Origin of the sequence: Mesorhizobium sp. B2-3-12 (assembly GCF_006442205.1) — a bacterium.
GTDB lineage: Bacteria > Pseudomonadota > Alphaproteobacteria > Rhizobiales > Rhizobiaceae > Mesorhizobium.
Window position 1 is genome coordinate 253,280 of record NZ_VFVR01000002.1, and the last position, 21,572, is coordinate 274,851.

Here is a 21,572-nt window from a genome sequence, read left to right on the forward strand (position 1 = left end):
ACCCCCCTCTGGCCTGCCGGCCATCTCCCCCTCAAGGGGGGAGATCGGCAGCTTTGTCGGCGACGCCGCTTATTCACGGTGAAAATTGGCGAAAGCCGAGGTGACATTCGATCTCCCCCTTGAGGGGGAGATGTCCGGCAGGACAGAGGGGGGCGCCTAGCACCAACCCCTAAAGACCGGAACTCAATCCGAAACTGGCGTGTTCTCGTCGACATCCACGCGGAAATTGCCTTCGAGAATCTCGGCCTTCTTCTTCTCGACCAGATCCTTCACGTCCGCCGGCAGCGTCTTGTCGAACTTGTGGAAGGGGGCGAGATAGGAGCCGCCCTTGGCCATGCGCGAGAAATCGCCGTAATCCTGCGCCGTGTAGACGCCGGCCTTGACCAGCTTGATCGCCTGTTCGACCGTCGGGTACATGTCCCAGACCGGCCCGGTGATCACCGTATCGGGGCCGAGGCTCGACTGGTCGGACATGTTGGAAATGGCAAGGATCTTCTTCTCCACCGCCGCCTCGATGACGCCGAAGCGCTCGGCGTAGATGACGTCGACGCCGGCATCGATCTGCGCCACCGCGGCTTCCTTGGCTTTTGGCGGATCGAAGAACGAACCGATGAAAGCGACCTTCTTCTTGACGTTCGGGTTGACCTCCTTGGCGCCGGCGAAGAAGGCGTTGACCAGCCGGTTCACTTCCGGAATGCCCATCGCCGCCACCGCGCCGACCGTGCCCGACTTCGACATCTTGCCGGCGATCATTCCCGAGAGATAAGCGGGCTCGTGAATCCAGTTGTCGAAGACGCCGAAATTGGGTTCGGCCGGCCCGGCGCCGGAGCCGAACAGCCAGGCCGTCTTGGGAAACTGCTTGGCGGTGCGGCGCGATTCACGCTCGGCGGCGAAGGCATCGCCCAGCACTAGTTGGTACCCGCCCTGCGCATATTCGCGCATGACGCGGCTGAAATCGGCGGTCTGCACCTTCTCCGACCATTTGTATTCGATGCCGAGTTCCTTCTCGGCCTTCTGCAGGGCGACGTGGATCTGGTTGTCCCACGGCTCCTCGATAGGCGTCGCGAAGATCGCCGCCACTTTCAGCTTCTTGTCCTTGGCGAAGGCCGCACCTGGCAGCATCGCCGCGGCCAGGCCTAGTGCGCCCAACTCCAGCACGTTGCGTCGCGAAAACCCTTCGCGTGTCGAATAGGATTTGTACTTCCGGTCTTCCATTGCATGCCCCTCTGTTTGACAGCCGTGTCGAGCCGGCTGTTCCAAAAATCAGACGGGGAACTATGGAACGGGTCCGGACTTTTGTCCACATGGTCAAATTTGGCGGCGCGTAAGCCGCCGCGATTGTCAAAGCGCGACGACCCGCCGGCCAATCGCTTCAGCTCCCCGCGACGCACCCTCAATGCCTGATGCGATCCCGCATCGCGTACCACAGCATCCCCAGCACATAGAGCGGCCCACGCAACGCCGTGCCACCGGGGAACGGCATCGGCGTCAATGTCGAGAACAGGTCGAGCCGCGAGGCATCGCCGGTGATGGCCTCCGCGAGCAGCTTGCCCGACAGCGTCGACAGGATGACGCCCTTGCCGGAATAGCCATGCGCGAAATAGACCTCGTCATAGTGCCCGACATGCGGCAGCCGCGACGTCGTCACCGACACCAGCCCACCCCAGGCGTGGTCGATGCGGCAACCCTTGAGCTGCGGGAAGGTGGCTTCCATATGCGGCCGCACGAAGCCGGCAATGTCGGCCGGCGGCGACGGCGTGTAGCGCTCGCCGCCACCGAACAGCAGCCGTCCATCCGCCGACATGCGGTAATAATTGACCACGAAGCGTGTGTCCGACACCGCGACATTGGCCGGAATGACATTGCGTTTGCCCTCCAGCGGTTCGGTGGCGACGATGTAGTTGCCGACCGGCATGATGCGGCTGTTGACGCGCGGCTCCAGCCCATTGAGCAGCGCATCGCCCGCCAGCACGACATGTCTGGCCCGCACCGAACCCTTTGCCGTGGAGACCCGGGTCGAAGGCTCGCGCTCCAGCCTCACCGCCACTGAATTCTCATGGATGACGACGCCGGCGGCCACGGCCGCGCGGGCAAGCCCGAGCGTATAGTTCAACGGATGCATGTGGCCGCCGAGCGGCTCATACATCGCCCCATGGTAAGGCGTGTCGACCTTGCTGCGGGCGTCCGCCGCCGACAGGATCTCGACGTCACGGAACTTCATCACGCTGTCGAGGCACTTTGCTTCGTCTTCCAGATCTTTGAGGTCGGAGCCATTGACGGCGCCGACCAGGTGGCCGGTCAGCCTCACATCGCAATCGATGGCGTGGCGTTCGATGATGTCAAGCACCAGCCCGCGCGCCTCGAAGGCGAGGTCGAACAGCACCTTTGCCCGTTCGGGACCGTAGAGCTTGACCAGGCCCTTGGCGCCCTTGCGCAGGCCGGGGATCATCTGGCCGCCATTGCGCCCCGACGCGCCCCAGCCGATCTTGCCGCCTTCGAGCAGCACCACCTTCAGGCCGCGCTCGGCGGCATGAAGGGCGGCCGACAGGCCCGTGCAACCACCGCCGACGACAACCAGATCGGCGTCGACATCGCCGACCAGCGCCGGATGGTCCGGCGCCGGATTGGCGGTGGCGACATAATAGGATTTGCCGATGTCGAGACCGGAATTGAAACCCGTTGAAGATGCCATGGTCACACCTTCAGCAGCAGATGGTCGCGTTCCCAGCTCGTCACCACGCTCTGGAACAGGTCGAGCTCGACGCTTTTGACGCGCAGATAGGTCTGGAAGAAGTCCTCGCCGAGCAGTTTCCGCACCGGATCACAAGCCTCGAAACGATCCAGCGCCTCCTCCATGGTCTTCGGCAGCGTGCTCTTGATCCTGTAGGCATTGCCCGTGGCTTCCGCCGAACGCGACAGCCTCTGCTCGACACCGAGATAGCCGGCGAGCAGCGAGCCGGCGATCGTCAGATAGGGGTTGGAATCCGCACCCGGCAGCCGGTTCTCCACCCGTCGTGCGGCACGCCCACCGGCCGGCACGCGCAGGCCGCAGGAGCGGTTGTCGTGCGACCATTCGATATTGGCCGGCGCGCTGTGGTTCGGCCGGATCCGGCGGTACGAATTCACGTTGGGCGCAAACAGCGGCATGATCTCCGGCACGTATTTCTGCAGGCCGCCGATGAAATGGCCGAACATTTCCGTGTCGGCATCGTCAGAGCTGGCAAACAGCGCATTGCCGGCCTCGTCGACGACAGACATGTGCAGATGCATCGAACTGCCCGCCTGCGCCGCGATCGGCTTGGCCATGAAGGTGGCGTGCATGCCGCATTGCTGAGCGGCCTGGCGTGTCAGCCGCTTGAACAGCAGCACCTGGTCGGCCAGCGGCAGTGCGTCGCCATGCAGGAGATTGATCTCCAGCTGTCCGGTGCCCGATTCATGGATCAACGTATCGAGCGGCAGCCCGGCGGCGGCCGCATAGTCATAGACGCGTCGGATCACCGGCTCGAATTCCTCGAGCGCGGCCATGTCATAGGGATGCTGCACAGTTTCCGCGCGGCCATTGCCGCCAACCGGCGCGGTCAGCGGTCTGTCCGGATCGGGGTTGGGTGCGGTGAGATAGAATTCCAGCTCCGGCGCCACCACGGCGCGCCAGCCACGCTGACGATAGAGATCTAGCACGGCGCGCAGCACATGGCGCGGCGAGGCCATCCACGGCCTTCCGTCCATGTGGAAGGCATCCGCGAAGACATAGGCCTTCCCAGCGCCCGCGCCCGGCGCCAGACTGAGCGTCGAAACGTCAGGCACCATGCGCATGTCCGGGTCCGAATAGGCAAAACCCTCGTCGATCGAGCCGGAATAGCGGCCGTCGACGCTGACCAGGAAAGCGCTGCTCGGCAGATAGAGAGCGCGGTCTTCCAGAGCCTTGAGGAATTTGGCCGTCGGCAGCGCCTTGCCGCGTAGCACGCCGTTCATGTCGGGCACCAGGCACTCGACTTCGTTGACGCCGTGCCGAGCCAGCCAGGCCTTGGGATCGTTGGCAGCGGTATTCGTGTTTTTGTCAGGCATTTCGTTCAAGTCCGTATCAGAGAGAGTATGGCTTGCGCGGCCATTTCCGTTCCGGGTTGCAGCGCCATTCGGGCTGCATTGTCCCTCAGGCGGGCGCGCATGGCGTCATCGGCCAGCAAGCCGAGAATGGCTCTCTCCAATACTCCTTCTGTCCAGCCGTCACGGCCGATATGGTCGCCGACGCCGGCCTCTCCGGCGCGTTGCGCGTTGTCGTGTCCGTCCCAGCAATAGGGCATGATCAGCGACGGCACGCCGAAGCGCAGCGCCTCGCAAAAACTGTTGTTGCCGCCATGGTGGATGAACAGGTCCGACTTCGCGACCACCGAGGGCTGCGGAAACCAGGCATCGAGATAGACATTGTCCGGCACCGCGCGATAGGCGTCGCGCAGGCCGCCGACATTGACGATGAAGCGGGCCGGCAGCCGGTCAAACACGGCAAGCATGCGCTCGATCAGGCCGACATCCATGGCGCCGAGACTGCCGAAACTGACATAGACCAGCGGCCCGCCATTGCGTGGAAAGACCGGCACCTCGAACGGCCCTTCCGACCGCACGCAGCCTTCGAGATAGACGAAGCGATCCGGGTCGAGCGGTTCCGCGCGCTCGCGCTTCACGATCGACGGCGTCAACAGCAGATTGAGATCGGGCGAGGCTTCGAGGAACAAGCCCTTGGGCAATGGCGCTAGGCCGGCATCCACGCGAAAACGGTTGAAGCGATCATGCGCCGGGGCCGAGGCCGCGATGTACCGGCTCTCGAACGCCGCGCGTTGCGGATCGTCAGCGCCGAGGCCGGAGAGATAGGGCGGAACCGCCGCGTCCGGCAGCTCCGTCTCGGCGCAGGAGACGACGCGCACCCACGGACAGCCGGCACTCGCGATCGCCGGGAACATGATGACGTTGTCGAGCACCACGGCGTCGGGCTTCAGCCGCGCCAGCAATTGGCGCAGCGGCGCCTCGGCATTGACGGCGGTGTCGACGATCGCCTGCCAGGTCGGCGCGACATAGGTTTCGAGCTGGTCGATCGGGCTCAGCCGGAAATGCGGCAGGTGCCGGCGCACGAAGGCCTGCCAGTAGCTCTGGCGTTCGCTGTCGCTCAGCGGCTCGTCGGTCGGCAACTGGTATTCCTGGAAACCATAGTCGGCAAAGACGCCGGAAAAGCCGGCATGGCAGATGAACACCGGCCGCGCGCCCCGGGCACGCAAAGCCTGTGCGATCCCGACGCAATTCAACGCCGCCCCGAAACTGGCTTCGGGAAACAGCGCGATGGTCGGGCTCGCTCGACGCGTCAATTAATCCTCTTCATTCCGGCCGGCTGATCATGCCGAACAGCGCGGGAGCGCCACGGCTAGCCGCTTGCGGCCGCTGGCTGCGGGACAGCCGCAAATGGATGCGCAGCAGATCGGCAGCCACCTCATACTGCCGGCTTTCCAGATGGTCGAGTATGTTCAGGTGCTCGCGCAGCGATTGCTTCAGCCGGAACACATTGACCCCGGCATAGATGCCCGGCAGCCGTCGTAGCCTGAGATGATCGGCCAGCGCGTCGGCGACGAAGCGGTTGGCGCTGCCCTCGGCGATCATGCCGTGGAAATCGATGTCGAGCCGCTGGAATTCGCGTGTGTCGAAAGTGGCGTCGGGCAGCGCCGACAGCGCCTCCATGCCCTGGCGCAGCACCGCGGCGCGCGCGCCATCCAGCCTGAAGCCCGGCGTCAGGATCGCCGCCGGCTCCAGCAAAAGCCGGAACTCGTAGCTCTCACCTTGCGCCTCCGGATCGTCGGGCGCGCGGCGGAACAGCCAGGACTGCCCAGGCGCACGGTCGACCAGGTTCTCTTCCGTCAGTCTATTAAGAGATTTTAGTACCGTCTTTCTCTCGGCACTGTAGCGTCGCATCAATCCGGCGACGGTCACCGTCTGGTCCAGACGCCGGGCCGACCGGTCGCGCAGGATGGCTTCGGCAAGCTCGTCTTCCTCGGCGGCGGGCAATTCGGCTGATATCGCCGGCTGCGCGGCGAGGTCGATCGCCATGACATAACCGGTATCGGCCTCCCAGCGGACGACGCCCTGCTCCGCGAGCAGGCTGAGCGCCGCCCGCACCGGCGTTCGAGATACATTGCACAATGAGGCTATCTGCTGCTCGGGCAGGCGCGTGCCGGGCGCGAACCCACGCTGCCGCGCCACATCCAGGATGCGCTGCGCCAGATCGAGATGGTTGGTGCGAGGTCGGCGGGCTGCGGCTTGCATGACTTGTCTCGGGAACGACGTTGCCGGCATGGTTTGACCGATCGGCCCCGTGGACGCAATCGGCCAGATTCCTCGGCCGGTTGACAAATTATGGATTGACGTACTTTTTTCTGCAATAGTACTGTAAGCGCAATCGGCGACAAAAAGACCGAGGGAACAGGACCGAAGCTGCGGCGCATGTCGCGCGGGGTCCAGCACGAATTCGACGATCAACCGGAATGGGAGACTGCCATGACCGCTACCAGCCTGCGGCGCCGTGCGCTGAGAATGCCTTCGATCGCCCTCGGGCTTGCCATGGCGCTATCCGCGCCGGCGATGGCCGCCGACCTCGTCATTTCCAATTGGGACGGCTACATGGCGCCCGATGCCATGGCGTCTTTCAAGACGGCCACGGGCGTTTCCGGCGAAGTCGTGGTGCACGCCACCAATGAAGAGATCATGGGCAAGCTGATTGCCGCCGGCGGCAAGGGCTATGACGTGGTCTTCGTCTCCTCGCCCTTCGCCGAGGTGCTGAACAAGCTCGGCCTGACCGAGCCGATGGACCACGCTAAGATACCCAACCTCGCCAACCTCTATCCGGAAGCGACCAAGCTGCCACACGATGTCGGCAACACTTTCTCCGTGCCCTACACCTGGGGCACGACCGGCCTCTGCTATCGCTCGGATCTGGTGAAAACCGCGCCAACGACCTGGAGCGACCTGCTCGCTCCATCCGACGAACTAAAGGGCAAGACCACCATGCTGGCGACCGATCGCTGGCTGCTTGCCGCCGGCCAGCTCGACAAGGGTTTTTCGGTCAATGAGACCGACCCGGCCAAGATGGCCGAGGTCAAGGACCTCTTGATCTCGGCCAAGAAGACCCTGCTCGCCTATGACGACACCACCTTCTATTCCAAGCTGGTTTCGGGCGAAGCGTTGATGGTGCAGGCCTGGGACGGCTGGTGCAATTATGGCATCGCCGACAAGCCGGAGATCAAATACGTCATCCCGAAGGAAGGTTCGGACCTTTGGGTCGACACGATGGTGGTGATGAAGGCCTCCGAACATAAGGACGCCGCCTTCCAGTTCATCAACTTCATGCTCGACGCCAAGAACCACGCCTGGGCGGCGCAAAACATCGACTACAAGGTGCCGAACAAGCCGGCCATGGAAAGCCTGCCGGCCGACTTCCTCGCCAAATTCCCCAACATGGCGATGCCGGTGGCCGATCTCGTCAAGTTCGAGCAGCTGCGCGACGTCGGCGAAGCCCAGCGCGACTATTCCAAGATCGTCAGCGAGATCAAGGCCGCGCAGTAAGATCGATTGCTGGAATCACGCTTGCGTTCCTTCACGCCCCCCTTTGACCTGCCGAGCCCGGCCTTGGGCTGTGGCTTCGGGCGTTCGTCGCTCATAGCCTTTCGCCAATCTCCAGCGCAGCGCCCCCTCATCCGGCCGCTGCGCGGCCACCTTCTCCCCGGCGGGGAGAAGAGGCTGGAGCCAGCTCTGGCGCGCTCCTCTCCCCTTGGGGAGAGGTCGGATTGCCCCGAATTGCCCTTCGCAATTCGGTTGGCAATCCGGGTGAGGGGGAACTCGCCTGCTGCTAGCGAGGGCGCGGCGTGACGCGGCCCTCCCGCTCCTCCCTCCTGATGGCTCCGGCGCTGGTCTGGTTGACCGCGCTGATGGTTGTGCCGTGCGCGCTGGTGCTGGCGCTCGCCTTCTTCCGGCGCGGCATCTATGGCGGCATCGACTACACTTTCACGCTGGAGAATTTCGGGCTGGTCTTCGACCCGCTCTATGCCGGCATCTTCCTGAACTCGGCGCGCATCGCCGGCACCGCAACGCTGATCGCGGTGGTGGTCGGCTATGCCGCCGCCTATGCCATCACGGCGGCCCCACGCCGCTGGCAACCGGTGTTCCTGTTCTTCGCCGTGCTGCCGTTCTGGTCCAACTATCTGATCCGCACCTATGCCTGGATCGTACTGCTCAACCGCGAAGGGCTGGTCACTCAGCTCCTGCGCTGGGTGGGCTACACCGGCGAGCCGCCATCGATGCTCTACACCGAGGGCGCGGTCATCGCCGGCCTGGTCTACAACTACCTGCCCTTTGTCATCCTCGCCTGCTACGCGCCGCTGTCGCGCCTCAACCCGGAACTGGCCGAAGCCTCGCGCGATCTCGGCGCTTCGGCGATGACGACGTTTCGCCGTGTCATCCTGCCGCTGACCGTGCCTGGCATCGCGGCCGGCGCCGTCTTCGTCTTCGTGCTGTCGATCGGCAACTTCGTCACCCCGGCGCTGCTCGGCGGCGGCCGTTTCCAGATGATCGGCAATCTCGTCTACGACCAGTTCCTGACCGCCAATGACTGGCCCTTCGGTGCGGCCCTGGCGATGGCGCTGATCGCCATCATGCTGCTGGTGTTGATGGCGCAAGCGCTCGCCGCCAATCGCGCGTCCGGCCGTACCGCGGAAGCCCAGGGCAACGCGAATGGCTGAATGCTCACCAGCCACACGGCGCATGCTTTGGCTCGTGTTGAGTCTCGTCTTCGCCTTCCTCTACATCCCGATCGCCGTGCTGGTGGCACTCTCCTTCAACGAAGGCGGGCTGCCGACGGCGTGGTCCGGTTTTTCGCTGAAATGGTACGCCTCGCTGGCCGGCAATTCCGCCATCCTGTCGGCCGCGCTCAACACGCTGATCGTGGCGCTGGTCTCGACAGCCATCGCTACCTTGCTCGGCACGCTGCTGGCCATCGGCGTCGAGATGCGCCGGCACTATGGCAAGGGACTGGAAGCGCTGATCTTTGCCCCGATGATCATCCCCGACATCGTGCTGGCGATTGCGCTCTTGTCGTTCTTTTCCATGATCAACCTGACCATGGGCCTGCACACCATCATCCTCGCCCATGTCGTCTTCAACCTCGCCTTCGTCTGCTCGGTGGTGCGTGCCCGGCTGAAGAGTTTCGACTGGTCGATCGTCGAGGCTTCCACCGATCTCGGCGCCTCCGCCATCACCACCTTCCGGCGGATCACCTTGCCGGTGATCGCGCCGGCCGTGATTGCCGGCGCACTGCTCGCCTTCACGCTCTCGGTCGACGAGTTCATCATCGCCTTCTTCACCGCCGGCGCCGGCCGCGCCTCGACGACCCTGCCGATGCAGATCTACGCCATGATCCGCTTCGGCATCACACCCGAGATCAACGCCTTGGCCACCATCGTCATGGCGGTCTCGATCACCGCGCTGACCCTGTCGCAGCGGCTCAACCGGGGGATAGCGGGCCAATGAGCGAAACGCGCACGCTGCTGGCCATCGATGACGTGTCGAAGAATTTCGGCCGCGTCACCGCCGTCGACGGCATCTCGCTGGATATCCGCGAGAACGAGTTCTTCGCGCTGCTCGGCCCGTCGGGTTGCGGCAAAACCACGCTCTTGCGCATGCTGGCCGGCTTCGAGACGCCGAGCGATGGGCGCATCCTGCTCGACGGCAAGGACATCGCCAGGACGCCGCCCAACAAGCGGCCCGTCAATCTGATGTTCCAGTCCTACGCGCTGTTCCCGCATATGAGCGTTCGGGCAAATGTCTCCTACGGGCTGGAAATGGAGCGCTTGCCGGCTAAAGAAATCCGCGCGCGCGTCGACGCCATCCTGGCCACCACAGAACTGATGCCCTTCGCCGACCGCAAGCCCGAGCAGCTGTCGGGCGGCCAGAAGCAGCGCGTGGCGCTGGCCCGCGCGCTGGTCAAGCGGCCCCGGCTGCTGCTGCTCGACGAGCCGCTCGGCGCACTCGACAAGAAGCTGCGCGGCGCCATGCAGCTGGAATTGAAGCGCCTGCAGCACGAGGTCGGCATCACCTTCGTCATCGTCACCCACGACCAGGAAGAATCGCTTGTGATGGCCGACCGCATGGCGGTGCTGAAGGACGGCAAGCTGCTGCAATGCGACACGCCGCACGCGGTCTACGAACATCCCGCCGACCGCTTCGTCGCCGACTTCATCGGCGTGATGAACTTTGTGCCGGGCACAATATCAGCCGACGGCGTAATCGCGGCCAACGGCACGAGCATTGCCGGCAAGGTTCCTGCCATGCTCACACCAGGTGCATCGGCAGTGGCCTCCGTGCGGCCCGAACGCATCCGGCTGTTCCCGTCGTCGGAAACCGCCAACCGCACCACCGGCACGGTCGAGGCACTGGCCTATCAGGGGCTCGATCTGCAGCTGCACGTCCGCACGCCGCTGGCGCCAGAGCCGTTCCTGGTGCGCGTCACCGCGGATGCCGCCGACCGCCGGCCGGTCTCGTCGGGCGACCAGATCGAACTCGGCTGGGACGCCGCCGATGTCAGAATTTTCAAGGAATAGAGGAGAAGCCCGATGGCGCAGAAGACGTTCGCCTTTTTCCCGGAAGCCGCCTACGGCCCGGCGCTCAATTCCGTCGGCATCGCGCAAGCGGTCGAGGCGCGCGGCCACAAGGCGGTGTTCCTGTCCGACCCGGGCTTTGTCGAGGTCTACAGGGGCTACGGCTTCGAGGCGCATCCGGTGAACCTCTCCGAACCGATGCCGCCGGAACAGATGGCGAAATTCTGGGAGGACTTCATCAACGGCCACATCCCCAACTTCCGCAAGTCGCCCTACGACCAGGTCGACAATTACGTCAAGGATTGCTGGACGGCGATCGTCGACAGCGCCAAATGGGCGCAGAAGGACCTGCCGCGCGTGCTCGCCTCCATCAAGCCTGACGTGATCTGCGTCGACAACGTCATCCTGTTTCCCGCGATCAAGCAGTTCGGCAAGCCTTGGGTGCGCGTCATCTCCTGCTCGGAAAACGAGATCGAGGACGAGGACATCCCGCCGCACCTCTCAGGCTGCGGCGAGAACGACCATGCCGGCCACCAGCGCTACCGCGACCATTTCAACGCGGTGATCAAGCCGATCCATGACGACTTCAACGCCTTCCTGACCGCCAACAATGAGGCGCCCTATCCGATCGGCCAGTTCTTCGAGGCCTCACCCTATCTGAACCTGCTTCTCTATCCCGAAGCGGCGAAATTCAAGCGCCACCATCCGCTCGATCCGGCAAAATTCCAGTATCTCGAAGGCTGCGTGCGGCAGGAAAAACCCTACGCCGTGCCGACCTTCGCTGAGAATAATGACGGCCCGTTGCTCTACGTCTCGTTCGGCAGCCTGGGCGCCGGCGATGTCGACCTGTTGAAGCGGATCATCGCCACGCTCGGCAAGACGCGCTATCGCGCGCTGGTCAATGTCGGCGGCTACAAGGACCAGTACACCGACGTCCCCGGCAACGTCATCGGCGACAGCTGGTTCCCGCAGCCTTCGGTGATCCCGCAGGTCGATGCCGTGATCCACCATGGCGGCAACAACTCGTTCACCGAATGCCTCTATTTCGGCAAGCCGGCCATCATCATGCCCTATGTTTGGGACGGCCACGACAACGCCACGCGCGTCCAGGAAACCGGCCACGGCTTCGGCATGCCGCGTTACGATTGGACCGATGCGGAACTGGTCGCCAGGGTCGAAGCCTGCCTGACCGATCCGGCGATGAAGGCGAAGCTGGCGAAGACCTCGGCACAGATGCAGGCGCAGAACGGGCCTGAGAAGGCCGCGGGCTTGTTGGAAGCGCTGCTGTGATCGAGATGTCGAGCCCAGGCACCCCCCTCTGGCCTGCCGGCCATCTCCCCCGCAAGGAGGGAGATCGGCGGTTTCGCCGCTGGCTCTCACTCTGCGATCTTGGTGATTGGCGAAAGCCGAGACATCATCTGATCTCCCCCCTTGAGGGGGAGATGTCCGGCAGGACAGAGGGGGGCCTCGTAGAGTGGCAACGCATCAATGCTCGGCGTCATAACTGCGGAGCATGCCCATGACCTCCTCCGCCCCGCACCTCCACCAGGCGTCCACCCGCACCGACCTCGTCGACTGGGGCGCCCAGCCCGATTCGCTGGAAGGCACCTCGCACTCCACCGGCAAGCTCGTGCACAAGGGCCCCAACAATCAGCCGGAGTCAGGCATCTGGGTGTGTACGCCGGGCCGCTGGCGGCTCTCTATCCCGCGCGACGAACTCTGCCACTTCGTGTCCGGCCGCGCGACCTACCGCTCCGATGTCGGCGAGGTGATAGAAGTTACGGCCGGAACCGTGGTCATGTTCCCTGCCGGCTGGACGGGCGAATGCACGGTTCATGAGACCATGCGCAACGTCTACATGCTGGCCTGAGCAAGAAATCAGCCGCATAGGAGCACGACATGCCGACACCGCACTGGCCTGATGCCGCAAGCGTGGAACTGGAGGATTGGGGCGCGGGCGCCAACACGCTCGCCGGCGCGCCGCGGGCCTCAGGCAAGATCCTCTCAAGCAATCCGGACGGATCGAGCGAATGCGGCCTGTGGTCCTGCACGCCGGGCACCCGCAAGGTCAGCTTTGCCACTGACGAATTCTGTCATTTCCTGTCGGGACGCGGCAGCTATGTCAGGGACGACGGCGAAGACATTCCGGTCGAGGCCGGCACGCTCGTCTTCTTCCCCGCCGGCTGGACAGGCATCTCCATCATCACGCAAACGCTGACCAAGGCCTTCATGTGCCGGTGAGCATTTTACCAGGGAAATCCATATGACCACGCCGATCATGCAATCGCCGCCTGCCATCACGGACCTCGTCGACTGGGGTGTCATCCCGACGATGATCGAGGGGCAATCCCACACCTCGGGCAAGCTGCTCCACAAAGGCCCGGAAGGCCGTTCCGAATGCGGCCTATGGGTCTGCACCCCGGGCAAATGGCACTGCCACGTCACCCGGGACGAGTTCTGCCACTTCCTGGAGGGGCGTTGCACCTATGTCCATGAATCCGGCGAGGTCATCGAGATCGCGCCGGACACGGCGGCCTTCTTTCCGCAGGACTGGAAAGGCGTCTGCACCGTCCATGAGACGATCAAGAAGATCTACATGATCCGCTGAGCGGGCCAGAGAGGATGTCCATGCAGTTCGCCCCCGACCGGCCGACTTTCTTCGTCAATCCGGACTACCGGCCGATGACTGGTGCGGCGAAACCGGTGATCGATCCGGCCACGCTGGAGACGGTCGGCGCCATTGCTTTAACCAGCGACGGCGAGATCGACGCCGCCCTCACCGCCGCGACCAAGGCGCAGCTTGCCTGGAAAAAGCTCGACGCCAAGAGCCGGGCAAAGCATCTGCACGCCGTCGCCAACGCCATCGAGGCGGCGGATTTCACGCGCTGCGCCGAACTGATGGTGCGCGAGATGGGCAAGCCCTATCCCGAAGCCATCGGCGAGATCGCCAATTGCGCGCCGATCTTCCGCTACTATGCCGAGATGGCGCGCGACGATGCCGGCAAGGTCGCCGGCACGACACAGGCCGGCTCGTTCCAGTATGCGCGCTATGAGCCCTACGGCGTCTCCGTCCACATCATGCCCTACAACTTCCCGATCCTGCTGATGTGCTGGACCGTTGCCGCCTCGCTCGCCGCCGGCAACGCCTGCGTCATCAAGCCGGCGGAAGCGACGACGCTGTCGACGCTGGAGTACATGACCGTCTTCCGCGCGCTGCCGGAAGGCCTGGTCTCCTGCCTGCCGGGCGGCGCGGCCACGGCGCAGGCACTAATCACTTCGGATCGCACCCATGCGGTTGCGTTCACCGGCTCGGTCGCCGCCGGCAAGGCGGTCGCGGTGGCCTGCGCCGAGCGCATGAAGCCCAGTGTCATCGAGGCCGGCGGCAGCGATCCGCTGATCATCAGCCAACATGCGCCGCTCGACGTGGCGGCGGCCGGCAGCGTCACCGCCGCCTTCCATCTCACTGGGCAGGTCTGCACTTCGGCCGAGCGCTTTTTCGTCGTCGATGCCGTGCACGACCACTTTGTCGAGCTGTTTGCGCAGAAGACCCGCGCGCTGCGCATCGGCAAGGGCATGGACAAGACCGAGATCGGACCGCTGGTCAGCGAAGCGGCAAGAGCCAAGGTGATGCGGCTGGTCGATGACGCGATCCGCAACGGCGCCACCGCTGTCACTGGCGGGCGCATTCCGCCGGCGCACAACACCGGCTGGTTCTACGAACCGACCATTCTGACCGGCGTCACCCCGGATATGGCGATCGTGCGTGAGGAGTGTTTCGGCCCAGTCGCCGCGATCTGCCGGGTGAAGGATTTCGACGAGGCGATCCGGCTTGCCAATGACAGCCCGTTCGGCCTCGGCGCCTCGGTCTTCACCACGGATCTGGCCGAAGCCCATGAGGCGGCCGAACGGCTTGAGGCCGGCATGGTCTGGGTCAACAACCCGTTGATCGACAATGACGCCTTGCCCTTCGGCGGCTGGAAGGCTTCCGGTCTAGGCCGCGAACTCGGGCGCCAGGGGCTCGATGCCTTCCGCCGCTCCAAGATGGTGATCATCGACCACAGACCGGCAATCCAGGACTGGTGGTACCCCTATCCCGACAGCTGGTTTCGCGAAACCGGCGGCCGCAAACACGTATGAAGTAGGGCGCGCGGCACAGCCGCGCGCCCATATGCTTATGCCTCGATCCGTTAGGGCGTCGTTCCCGCCTGAAGCTTGGCCGCCGCCTGATCGATCTTGCCGGCGAGCACGCCTTGGGCCCACGCCGTGACCTCGGCGTCGACGGGCTTGTTGGCCATGTCCGTCAGCGCTGCATCGAGCGACGCCGGGTCGGTCCCGACCGCGGCTGCATCGACCACTTTCTGCTGGGCAGCGACCTGCTCCGTCAAATCCGATATCTGTCCGGGCAAGGCCGCCTGATCCTCGGGCGACATGGCGGCTATCTCCTCCGGGGTCAGCGATGTCAACGCGGCCAGCTGCGCATTCAGAGCATCCAGCTGGGTCTGCGCATTCTTGGCCTTTGCGGACTGCGTCACGAATGCCTGAATGGCGGCGAACTTCTTGCTCTTGGAGTTCATATAGGCGTTGATATTGCGCTGCAGCGAGTTCAGCCGGCCGAGTTTGGCGTGGATGTTCTTCTCCTTCGGCGAGACGTTTGTCGTCGTATCGGCCGTGGTGCTGGCTGTCGTGTCCGTGTCCGTCTTGGCTACCTGTCCCGGGGCCGAGGCGGACTTGCCATGCGAAGCACCGCTTTTGCCGTTACTATTGCTGTTGCCGCCGGCGTTACCGTGACCATTGCCGTTGCCGCCATTGCCGCCGCCGCTATTGCCACCGCCATTCCCGTGCCCGTTGCCGCCGGCTCCGGCAAGCGCCGGAGACGCCAGAAGCGCCAATGCGGCAATCGCCGCGAAAAGAGTTTTTCGATTAGTCATGGGTAACCTCCTCTGGGAATCGCCGCCCTATGCCCAGCCGCTAGGTCAAGTTCGTATGAGAAGTCGCTAATTGTGCGCAGTAAACTTTAGATAAATGCCGTCTCAATGCGCGAGCAGGGCAAGCAGAACGCGCAGCAACAGTTTGATATTGAACGCAAATCGCCACTCTTGAACTGTCGTGCTACTGAAGTCCCATGCCGGCCGGACCATGGTCCTAGGACGAATTCCAGGGAAAATGCGCGGGTGGTTTTTCGTCGCCTATTGCGCGGAAAGTAACAGTCAGCCGATACTTTCGCCGCCATCGATCACCAGCGCCTGCCCGGTCATGAAGGATGAGCGATCCGAGACCAGGAACAGGATCGCCTCGGCGATCTCTTCGGCCACGGCCCAGCGCCCCATCGGGATCTTGGTGCGGACATAGGTTTCGATTGCATCGCGTCCGCCCATCTGGGCGATGAACGGCTCGTTGAAGGGCGTGTCGACCCAGCCGGGGCAGAGCGCGTTGACGCGCACATTGTGCCGGGCATAGTCGAGCGACATCTGCCTGGTCATCGCCACCACGGCATGTTTCGACGTCGCATAGGCGATCATCTCGCGGTCATAGAAGACACCCGAATTCGAAGCCGTGTTGAGGATGACGCCGCCGCCTTGCGCGATCATCGACGGCATGACGATCCTCGCCGCCAGGAATTGTGCCCGCACATTGACCCGCCACGACGCATCCATGCCATCGGTCTCGACCTCGGTCAGCGTGCCGCCGACCTGGATGCCGGCATGATTGTGCAGGATGTCGATGCGCCCATGCTTGTCGAGCGTACGGCCAAGGAGTTGGTCGACCGCATTGTCGTCGCGGACGTCGGTCGCGATCGCCTCGGCCCGACCTCCGACAGCGCGGATGTCCGATGCCGCGGCTTCGCCGGCGGCCTGATCCCTGTCTGCAATGACGACGACCGCGCCTTCCCTGGCCATGATCATGGCGCCGGCGCGCCCGATGCCGGAGCCGGCGCCTGTCACCACGGCGATGCGGTCTTTGAGGATCATGGAGCGGCTTTCAGTTTGACGGCTTGCGCTGGCGCAATTGCCATTGGGCAAGCACCACGAGCAGCACGGAAGCGACGAGCACGATGGTCGCGATGGCGTTGATCTCCGGCGTCACCCCGCGCCGGATCGAGGCAAAGACATAGATCGGCAGCGTCGTCTGCGCGCCAGCGACGAAGAAGGCGATGATGAAATCGTCGAAGGAGAAGGTGAAGGCGAGCAGGAAGCCGGCGACCACGGCGGGCATGATCTGCGGGAGCACGATCGAGCGGAAGGTCGTCAGCGGCGTGGCGTAGAGATCGCTTGAGGCTTCGACCAGATTGCGGTCGAGGCTGCCGAGCCGCGTGCCGACGATCATCGTCACCAGCGCCATCGAGAACAAGCCGTGCGCGGCGATGATCGAGCCGTAGCCGAGCGACAAGCGCGGCGGCTGATCGTTGGGCCAGATCGAGGCGAGGAACGGGTTGACGACGGCGAACAGCTGGACCAGCGCGACCAGCGTCGAGATGCCTATGACGACGCCGGGAACAACGATAGCCGCTCCCAGCAATCCGTCGAAAACGGCGCGCGTGCGTGCGCCGACACGCGCCAGGCCAAGCGCTGCCGCGGTGCCGAAAACCGCCGCCAGCAGGGCGCTGGTGGTGGCGATGAACAGGCTGTTCTTCAGCGCCTCGACCAGGAACGGGTTGGACAGGGCCTTGCCGTACCACTGCACCGAGAAACCGGTGAACTCGCTGGCATGGTGGCCGGCGTTGAAGGAAAACAGCACGACCAGCACGATCGGCAGGTAGAGGAACGCAAAGACGGCAATGACGAAGGCGCGCATCAGATGAGGTCCACCCGGCGAGCGCCCGCAACCCGGTTCGAAATACGATTGGCAACGACCAGCACCACCACCGAAACCAGCACCAGCGTGATCGCGATGGCCGATCCGAACGGCCAGTTGCGCGACTGCAGAAACAGGTCGACCAGCGCGTTGCCGATGAAGAACACCTTGCCGCCGCCAAGCAGCGTCGGGATCAGATATTCGCCAAGCAGCAGGATCATCACCAGCGAGAAGCCGGTCATCACCCCCGGTAGCGACAGCTTCAGGGTCACGCCCAGGAAGGTGGAGAGCGGCTTTGCGCCGAGATCGGCGGAGGCTTCCAGCAGCCTGCGGTCGAGCCGCTCGAGGCTGACATAGATCGGCAGGATCATGAGCGGCAGATAGCCGTAGACGATGCCGAGCAGGACGGCGCCCGGCGTATTGATCAGCCTGACATCCTCGATGCCGACAAAGGCGAGCAGCGCCGGTATGCCGCGACCGCCCAGAATGTACATCCAGGCATAGGTCCGCATCAGCAGGCTGGTCCAGAACGGAATGACGACCAGCGCGAGCAGGATTAGCCGCCAGCGCGGCGGCGCTTTCAGGGCAAGGTAATAGGCGACAGGATAGGCAACGAGCAGGCAGGCGAGCGCGCCGACCGGCGCCAGCACCATCGTGTTCCAGAACGCCGTCGCCCGTGCCGGAAGGTTGGCATATTGCGCCAGCGTGAAGGCCGCCTGGTAGCCGCCCTCGGGCGCCCGCTCGCCGACGCTGAACACGGCGATGGCGACGAACGGCAGCACCAGGAACACCACCAGCCATGCCGTCGCCGGCGCGAGCAGCAAGGCGGTCAGGATATTATGCCGAAATCTGTTGCCGTGCATTGAAACCGCCCCGGTACCGGCGGACATGGCCCGCCGGTCGATTGTCCCTGTGAGGCCGGTCTCAGGCCGACTTGAAGCGCGCCATCAGTTCGGCACGGCCCGGATCGGTCAGCGTTGCCGCTGCGCCGAATTCCAGCGGCGTCAGCAGGTCCGCCGCCGGATAGAGGATCGGATTGTCCAGCACCTCCTTCGGCAGCAGCTTGTTGACGCGCGCATCGGTGGAGGGCGCTCCGTTGGCGAGATGCTCCTTCACCGCGACCTGCGGGTTCATCAGATAGTTGAGCAGCGCATAACCGGCGGGCTTGTTCGGTGCGTCCTTCGGGATGGCGTAGAAATCGGTCCAGATCTCGCCACCTTCCTTGCCAAGCACATAGGCGATCTCGGGAACGTCGCGATGGAGCTGCGCGCCGTCATTGGTCCAGCACATGGTCATCCAGGCGTCGCCCGCGCGCATGCCAGGCTGGTAGTCGGACGAGACGGCGAACAGATGCGGCTTGACCTTGAGCAACAATTCTTCCGCCTTGGCCAGTTCGTCCTGTTTCAGCGAATTGAACGAATAGCCGTAATATTTCAGCGCGTTGCCGATGGTGGTCAGCTGGTAGTCGTGCACCATGGTCCGTCCATCGCCCTCGGCCATGGCGGTATCCCAGAACTCCTTCCAGCTCGTCATCGGCTTGGCGAGTTTCTTGGTGTTGACGGCAAAGCCTGTCGTGCCCCAATTCTTTGGCACGGCGTAAATGGTGCCGTCGATGGTACCCTCGGACGTGAAGCGCGGGTCTTCCTGCGTGCCATCGAAATTTGGCAGCTTCGCCATCTCCAGCGGCTCGATGATGCCGAGCTTCTTATAAGTCGAGATCGTATAATTGGTCGGCACGAACAGGCTCCAGCCCGAGGCACCGGCCTGCAGCTTGGCCAGCATCTCCTCATTGGAGCCGAACACGTTGACCTCGACGGCGACGCCGGTGTCCTTCTTGAAGTTCTCGAAGGTCTGCGGGTCGTGATAATTCGGCCAGGTGGCGATCGACATGCGGTCGCCGAGGTTTTCAGCGGCATAGGCCGGCGTCGGCATGATGCCGATCTCGCGCGCCATCACCGCCGTTGCGATGCCAAGGCCGGTGAGGCCAAGGAAATCGCGGCGGCCGATCGAGCCGCGCTTCAAACGCATCAGCTGGTCGACGAAATTCTCGGGGCTTATCGGCAGTCCGTCACGATATGATTTCGACATGTTTGTTTACCCTCTGGTTGGTCCCGTTGTTTTTGGTTTCGGGAAACGCCAGCGGCGTCCCCGTGGCAAAGCCGATGGCGACGGGTTCACCCGGCTTGAAGAGATTGCCTTGGCCGACCACATGGTCGGCCTTGGCGAGCAATGTTCCGATACCCTGGACCTCGATCGCGTACTCCGCCGTCGAGCCCAGGAAAATCCGGTTGCGGACGACACCCTTGAGCGGGCCGCTGTCGGGAGCCCCGAGGCTGAGCGATTCAGGACGCAGGCTGACCGAGACGGTCTCGCCCTGTTGCAGGGCGGTGCGTTTGCGCGCGGCGATGACGGTGCCGTCCGCCAGCGCAACGTCCACCAGGTCGCCGGCATGCCCGGCCACCTTGCCGGCAAGCAGATTGGTCTTGCCGACGAAATCGGCGACGAACAGGTCGGCCGGCTCGTCATAGATTTCGCTCGGCTGGCCGAGCTGGACGATGCGCCCGCCATTCATGACGCAGACGAAATCGCTCATCGACAGCGCTTCTTCCTGGTCATGCGTGACCAGCACGAAGGTGATGCCGATTTCGCGCTGCAGGTTCTGCAGCTCGATCTGCATGTCGGTGCGCAACTTCTTGTCGAGCGCCGCCAGCGGCTCGTCGAGCAGCAGCACCGCCGGCTTGTTGACCAGCGCGCGCGCCAGCGCGACACGCTGCTGCTGGCCGCCGGACAATTCGTGGATCTTGCGGCCGCCATAGCCAGCGAGCCGCACCATTTCGAGCGCTTCGCCAGCGCGCTGACCGATCTCGCGCGACGACAGCCGTGGCCTTGCCTGGCGCAGCCCATAGGAAACATTGGCTGCGACGTCGAGATGCGGAAACAGCGCATATTGCTGGAACACCATGTTGACCGGCCGCCGGTAGGGCGGCGTGCCGGCCATGTCCTGGCCACGGATCAACACCTGGCCTTCGCTCGGCTGTTCGAAGCCGCCGATCATGCGCAGGCAGGTCGTCTTGCCGCAGCCGGACGGCCCGAGCAAGGCGACGAAGGCGGAGGGAGGTACCGCCAGATCGATGCCGCTGACCGCGGTCACCGCGCCGTAGCGCTTGGTGACGCCTCGAAACTCGATGTCGGGCACTGCGGTCAAAGGCTGCGGGCTCCAGTGACTGATCGATTTTGAGAACGCTACCAGAGCCAATGGCGGCTAGTATATACCTCAACGGTGGTATATCTGATCTATTTTCTCGTTCAGAGGGGTATCAATTGTCCCGCAGCGACGAATACCGAAAGCTGGCAGGAGTCGTCGCGGCGACGCGGGAGACCGGCGGCGACCTCTTCGGCCAGGCGATGGTCGATTGGCTGCGCGAGCATGTCGGGTTCGACCACTGCGTGATCTTCGGCTATCGCGGCGCCTCACGGCCGCCGCTGCTGTTCGAGACCTTCTCGCCGGCCGAAAGCCATGTTTTCGTCGCCCTCTATCAGGAGGGACCCTATCTGCTCGATCCGTTCCACCATGCGGCTGTCGAGCGCAAGGAGGGGTTCTGGCGCATGCGCGAGCTCGCGCCCGACCGTTTTTATGCCAGCGAGTATTTTCGCTCCTATTACAGCCAGACCAGGCTGGCCGAGGAAGTCGGCTTCTTCGTGCCGCTGGCGGGCAAGGACGCGCTGGTGCTGTCGCTGATGCGGCTCAGCGCATCGGGCCCGTTCGGCACGGCGGACGCCAGGCTGCTGCGCGACATGGCGCCGGCGGTGATCGAGTTCGCCAAGCTACGCTGGCCTGCCCTTCCGGCCGACGAACCGGCCGAGGCGAAGCACGATGAGACGATAGCCGCCGTCAACGAGTTCGACCGCGCCCATATCTGGAAGAGCCTGTCGCTGACGCCGCGCGAAAAGCATGTCGTCGACCTGGTGCTCCAGGGCCATTCGACGGAATCGATCGCGAGGGCCATGCGAATCGTGCCGGGAACGGTGAAGGTCCATCGCCGCAACATCTACCGCAAGCTCAAGATCAAGTCGCAGGCCGGTCTCTTCGCCCGCTTCGTCGAGATCATCGACGCACGGATTCGCTGATTCACGCAGGCCGCTGACCAACCTCGG

General features: G+C 64.0%; 21 protein-coding genes. 10 read left to right on the plus strand and 11 right to left on the minus strand.

What is annotated here, in order from left to right:
• Positions 1–183 precede the first annotated feature (183 nt).
• From FJ948_RS06525 to FJ948_RS06545, 5 genes are all read right to left on the minus strand, one after another.
• Positions 184–1,215, minus strand: coding sequence for a BMP family protein (locus FJ948_RS06525; protein WP_140702694.1), 1,032 nt, complete (start codon positions 1,213–1,215; stop codon positions 184–186).
• 178 nt (positions 1,216–1,393) lie between these two features.
• Entirely contained in the window at positions 1,394–2,692 is a 1,299-nt protein-coding gene (locus tag FJ948_RS06530) for an FAD-binding oxidoreductase (protein ID WP_140702695.1), read from the minus strand.
• 2 nt (positions 2,693–2,694) lie between these two features.
• A complete protein-coding gene (locus tag FJ948_RS06535) occupies positions 2,695–4,065 on the minus strand; it encodes a glutamine synthetase family protein (protein ID WP_140702697.1) in 1,371 nt (456 codons plus the stop codon).
• 5 nt (positions 4,066–4,070) lie between these two features.
• Positions 4,071–5,354, minus strand: a complete 1,284-nt coding sequence (locus tag FJ948_RS06540) for a glycosyltransferase (RefSeq protein ID WP_140702699.1) — start codon at positions 5,352–5,354, stop codon at positions 4,071–4,073.
• Positions 5,355–5,364: 10 nt separating this feature from the next.
• Positions 5,365–6,303, minus strand: a complete 939-nt coding sequence (locus tag FJ948_RS06545) for a GntR family transcriptional regulator (protein WP_140702701.1) — start codon at positions 6,301–6,303, stop codon at positions 5,365–5,367.
• A 231-nt stretch (positions 6,304–6,534) separates the two neighbouring features.
• Between FJ948_RS06545 and FJ948_RS06550 the strand changes: the two genes are divergently transcribed.
• The 9 genes from FJ948_RS06550 (at position 6,535) to FJ948_RS06595 (ending at position 14,762) form a co-directional block, all read left to right on the plus strand.
• Entirely contained in the window at positions 6,535–7,599 is a 1,065-nt protein-coding gene (locus FJ948_RS06550; RefSeq protein WP_140702703.1) for a spermidine/putrescine ABC transporter substrate-binding protein, read from the plus strand.
• A 329-nt stretch (positions 7,600–7,928) separates the two neighbouring features.
• The gene (locus FJ948_RS06555; protein WP_140703883.1) at positions 7,929–8,771 is read left to right on the plus strand and encodes an ABC transporter permease; all 843 of its coding nucleotides are present in this window, start codon (positions 7,929–7,931) and stop codon (positions 8,769–8,771) included.
• Positions 8,764–9,558, plus strand: coding sequence for an ABC transporter permease (locus FJ948_RS06560; RefSeq protein ID WP_140702705.1), 795 nt, complete (start codon positions 8,764–8,766; stop codon positions 9,556–9,558). Before FJ948_RS06555 ends, FJ948_RS06560 begins: the two co-directional genes overlap by 8 nt.
• Positions 9,555–10,628 (plus strand): ABC transporter ATP-binding protein, encoded by a 1,074-nt coding sequence (locus FJ948_RS06565; RefSeq protein ID WP_140702707.1) that lies wholly within the window; start codon positions 9,555–9,557, stop codon positions 10,626–10,628. The genes FJ948_RS06560 and FJ948_RS06565 overlap by 4 nt, the downstream gene beginning before the upstream one ends.
• Positions 10,629–10,640: 12 nt before the next feature.
• Positions 10,641–11,915, plus strand: coding sequence for a glycosyltransferase (locus FJ948_RS06570; protein ID WP_140702709.1), 1,275 nt, complete (start codon positions 10,641–10,643; stop codon positions 11,913–11,915).
• A gap of 229 nt (positions 11,916–12,144) precedes the next feature.
• Positions 12,145–12,495 (plus strand): cupin domain-containing protein, encoded by a 351-nt coding sequence (locus tag FJ948_RS06580; RefSeq protein ID WP_140702711.1) that lies wholly within the window; start codon positions 12,145–12,147, stop codon positions 12,493–12,495.
• A gap of 29 nt (positions 12,496–12,524) precedes the next feature.
• Positions 12,525–12,866 (plus strand): cupin domain-containing protein, encoded by a 342-nt coding sequence (locus FJ948_RS06585; RefSeq protein ID WP_140702713.1) that lies wholly within the window; start codon positions 12,525–12,527, stop codon positions 12,864–12,866.
• Between the two features lie 22 nt (positions 12,867–12,888).
• Complete coding sequence (locus FJ948_RS06590) at positions 12,889–13,233, plus strand: cupin domain-containing protein (RefSeq protein ID WP_140702715.1); 345 nt, start codon at positions 12,889–12,891, stop codon at positions 13,231–13,233.
• A gap of 20 nt (positions 13,234–13,253) precedes the next feature.
• On the plus strand, positions 13,254–14,762 hold the full coding sequence (locus tag FJ948_RS06595; protein ID WP_140702717.1) for an aldehyde dehydrogenase family protein: 1,509 nt from the start codon (positions 13,254–13,256) through the stop codon (positions 14,760–14,762).
• A gap of 50 nt (positions 14,763–14,812) precedes the next feature.
• On the opposite strand, the gene FJ948_RS06600 is transcribed toward FJ948_RS06595, so the two are convergent.
• From FJ948_RS06600 to FJ948_RS06625, 6 genes are all read right to left on the minus strand, one after another.
• Positions 14,813–15,553: a hypothetical protein gene (locus tag FJ948_RS06600; RefSeq protein ID WP_140702719.1), complete on the minus strand. Its 741-nt coding sequence runs from the start codon at positions 15,551–15,553 to the stop codon at positions 14,813–14,815.
• 279 nt (positions 15,554–15,832) lie between these two features.
• Positions 15,833–16,594 (minus strand): glucose 1-dehydrogenase, encoded by a 762-nt coding sequence (locus FJ948_RS06605; RefSeq protein WP_140702721.1) that lies wholly within the window; start codon positions 16,592–16,594, stop codon positions 15,833–15,835.
• A gap of 10 nt (positions 16,595–16,604) precedes the next feature.
• Positions 16,605–17,417, minus strand: a complete 813-nt coding sequence (locus FJ948_RS06610) for an ABC transporter permease (RefSeq protein ID WP_140702723.1) — start codon at positions 17,415–17,417, stop codon at positions 16,605–16,607.
• On the minus strand, positions 17,417–18,280 hold the full coding sequence (locus FJ948_RS06615; protein WP_140702725.1) for an ABC transporter permease: 864 nt from the start codon (positions 18,278–18,280) through the stop codon (positions 17,417–17,419). The genes FJ948_RS06610 and FJ948_RS06615 overlap by 1 nt, the downstream gene beginning before the upstream one ends.
• 61 nt (positions 18,281–18,341) lie before the next feature.
• A complete protein-coding gene (locus tag FJ948_RS06620) occupies positions 18,342–19,505 on the minus strand; it encodes a spermidine/putrescine ABC transporter substrate-binding protein (protein ID WP_140702727.1) in 1,164 nt (387 codons plus the stop codon).
• Positions 19,486–20,622 (minus strand): ABC transporter ATP-binding protein, encoded by a 1,137-nt coding sequence (locus tag FJ948_RS06625; protein WP_140702729.1) that lies wholly within the window; start codon positions 20,620–20,622, stop codon positions 19,486–19,488. Before FJ948_RS06625 ends, FJ948_RS06620 begins: the two co-directional genes overlap by 20 nt.
• Before the next feature lie 116 nt (positions 20,623–20,738).
• Between FJ948_RS06625 and FJ948_RS06630 the strand changes: the two genes are divergently transcribed.
• Complete coding sequence (locus FJ948_RS06630; protein ID WP_140702730.1) at positions 20,739–21,545, plus strand: LuxR C-terminal-related transcriptional regulator; 807 nt, start codon at positions 20,739–20,741, stop codon at positions 21,543–21,545.
• The last annotated feature ends 27 nt before the right edge of the window (positions 21,546–21,572 follow it).

What these genes read in the sequence shown, in the direction of transcription:
- FJ948_RS06525 (WP_140702694.1), bottom strand. Translation starts at nt 1,215, where the DNA reads ATGGAAGACCGGAAGTACAAATCCTATTCGACACGCGAAGGGTTTTCG.
- FJ948_RS06530 (WP_140702695.1), bottom strand. Translation starts at nt 2,692, where the DNA reads ATGGCATCTTCAACGGGTTTCAATTCCGGTCTCGACATCGGCAAATCC.
- FJ948_RS06535 (WP_140702697.1), bottom strand. Translation starts at nt 4,065, where the DNA reads ATGCCTGACAAAAACACGAATACCGCTGCCAACGATCCCAAGGCCTGG.
- FJ948_RS06545 (WP_140702701.1), bottom strand. Translation starts at nt 6,303, where the DNA reads ATGCAAGCCGCAGCCCGCCGACCTCGCACCAACCATCTCGATCTGGCG.
- FJ948_RS06550 (WP_140702703.1), top strand. Translation starts at nt 6,535, where the DNA reads ATGACCGCTACCAGCCTGCGGCGCCGTGCGCTGAGAATGCCTTCGATC.
- FJ948_RS06555 (WP_140703883.1), top strand. Translation starts at nt 7,929, where the DNA reads ATGGCTCCGGCGCTGGTCTGGTTGACCGCGCTGATGGTTGTGCCGTGC.
- FJ948_RS06560 (WP_140702705.1), top strand. Translation starts at nt 8,764, where the DNA reads ATGGCTGAATGCTCACCAGCCACACGGCGCATGCTTTGGCTCGTGTTG.
- FJ948_RS06565 (WP_140702707.1), top strand. Translation starts at nt 9,555, where the DNA reads ATGAGCGAAACGCGCACGCTGCTGGCCATCGATGACGTGTCGAAGAAT.
- FJ948_RS06570 (WP_140702709.1), top strand. Translation starts at nt 10,641, where the DNA reads ATGGCGCAGAAGACGTTCGCCTTTTTCCCGGAAGCCGCCTACGGCCCG.
- FJ948_RS06580 (WP_140702711.1), top strand. Translation starts at nt 12,145, where the DNA reads ATGACCTCCTCCGCCCCGCACCTCCACCAGGCGTCCACCCGCACCGAC.
- FJ948_RS06585 (WP_140702713.1), top strand. Translation starts at nt 12,525, where the DNA reads ATGCCGACACCGCACTGGCCTGATGCCGCAAGCGTGGAACTGGAGGAT.
- FJ948_RS06590 (WP_140702715.1), top strand. Translation starts at nt 12,889, where the DNA reads ATGACCACGCCGATCATGCAATCGCCGCCTGCCATCACGGACCTCGTC.
- FJ948_RS06595 (WP_140702717.1), top strand. Translation starts at nt 13,254, where the DNA reads ATGCAGTTCGCCCCCGACCGGCCGACTTTCTTCGTCAATCCGGACTAC.
- FJ948_RS06600 (WP_140702719.1), bottom strand. Translation starts at nt 15,553, where the DNA reads ATGACTAATCGAAAAACTCTTTTCGCGGCGATTGCCGCATTGGCGCTT.
- FJ948_RS06605 (WP_140702721.1), bottom strand. Translation starts at nt 16,594, where the DNA reads ATGATCCTCAAAGACCGCATCGCCGTGGTGACAGGCGCCGGCTCCGGC.
- FJ948_RS06610 (WP_140702723.1), bottom strand. Translation starts at nt 17,417, where the DNA reads ATGCGCGCCTTCGTCATTGCCGTCTTTGCGTTCCTCTACCTGCCGATC.
- FJ948_RS06615 (WP_140702725.1), bottom strand. Translation starts at nt 18,280, where the DNA reads ATGCACGGCAACAGATTTCGGCATAATATCCTGACCGCCTTGCTGCTC.
- FJ948_RS06620 (WP_140702727.1), bottom strand. Translation starts at nt 19,505, where the DNA reads ATGTCGAAATCATATCGTGACGGACTGCCGATAAGCCCCGAGAATTTC.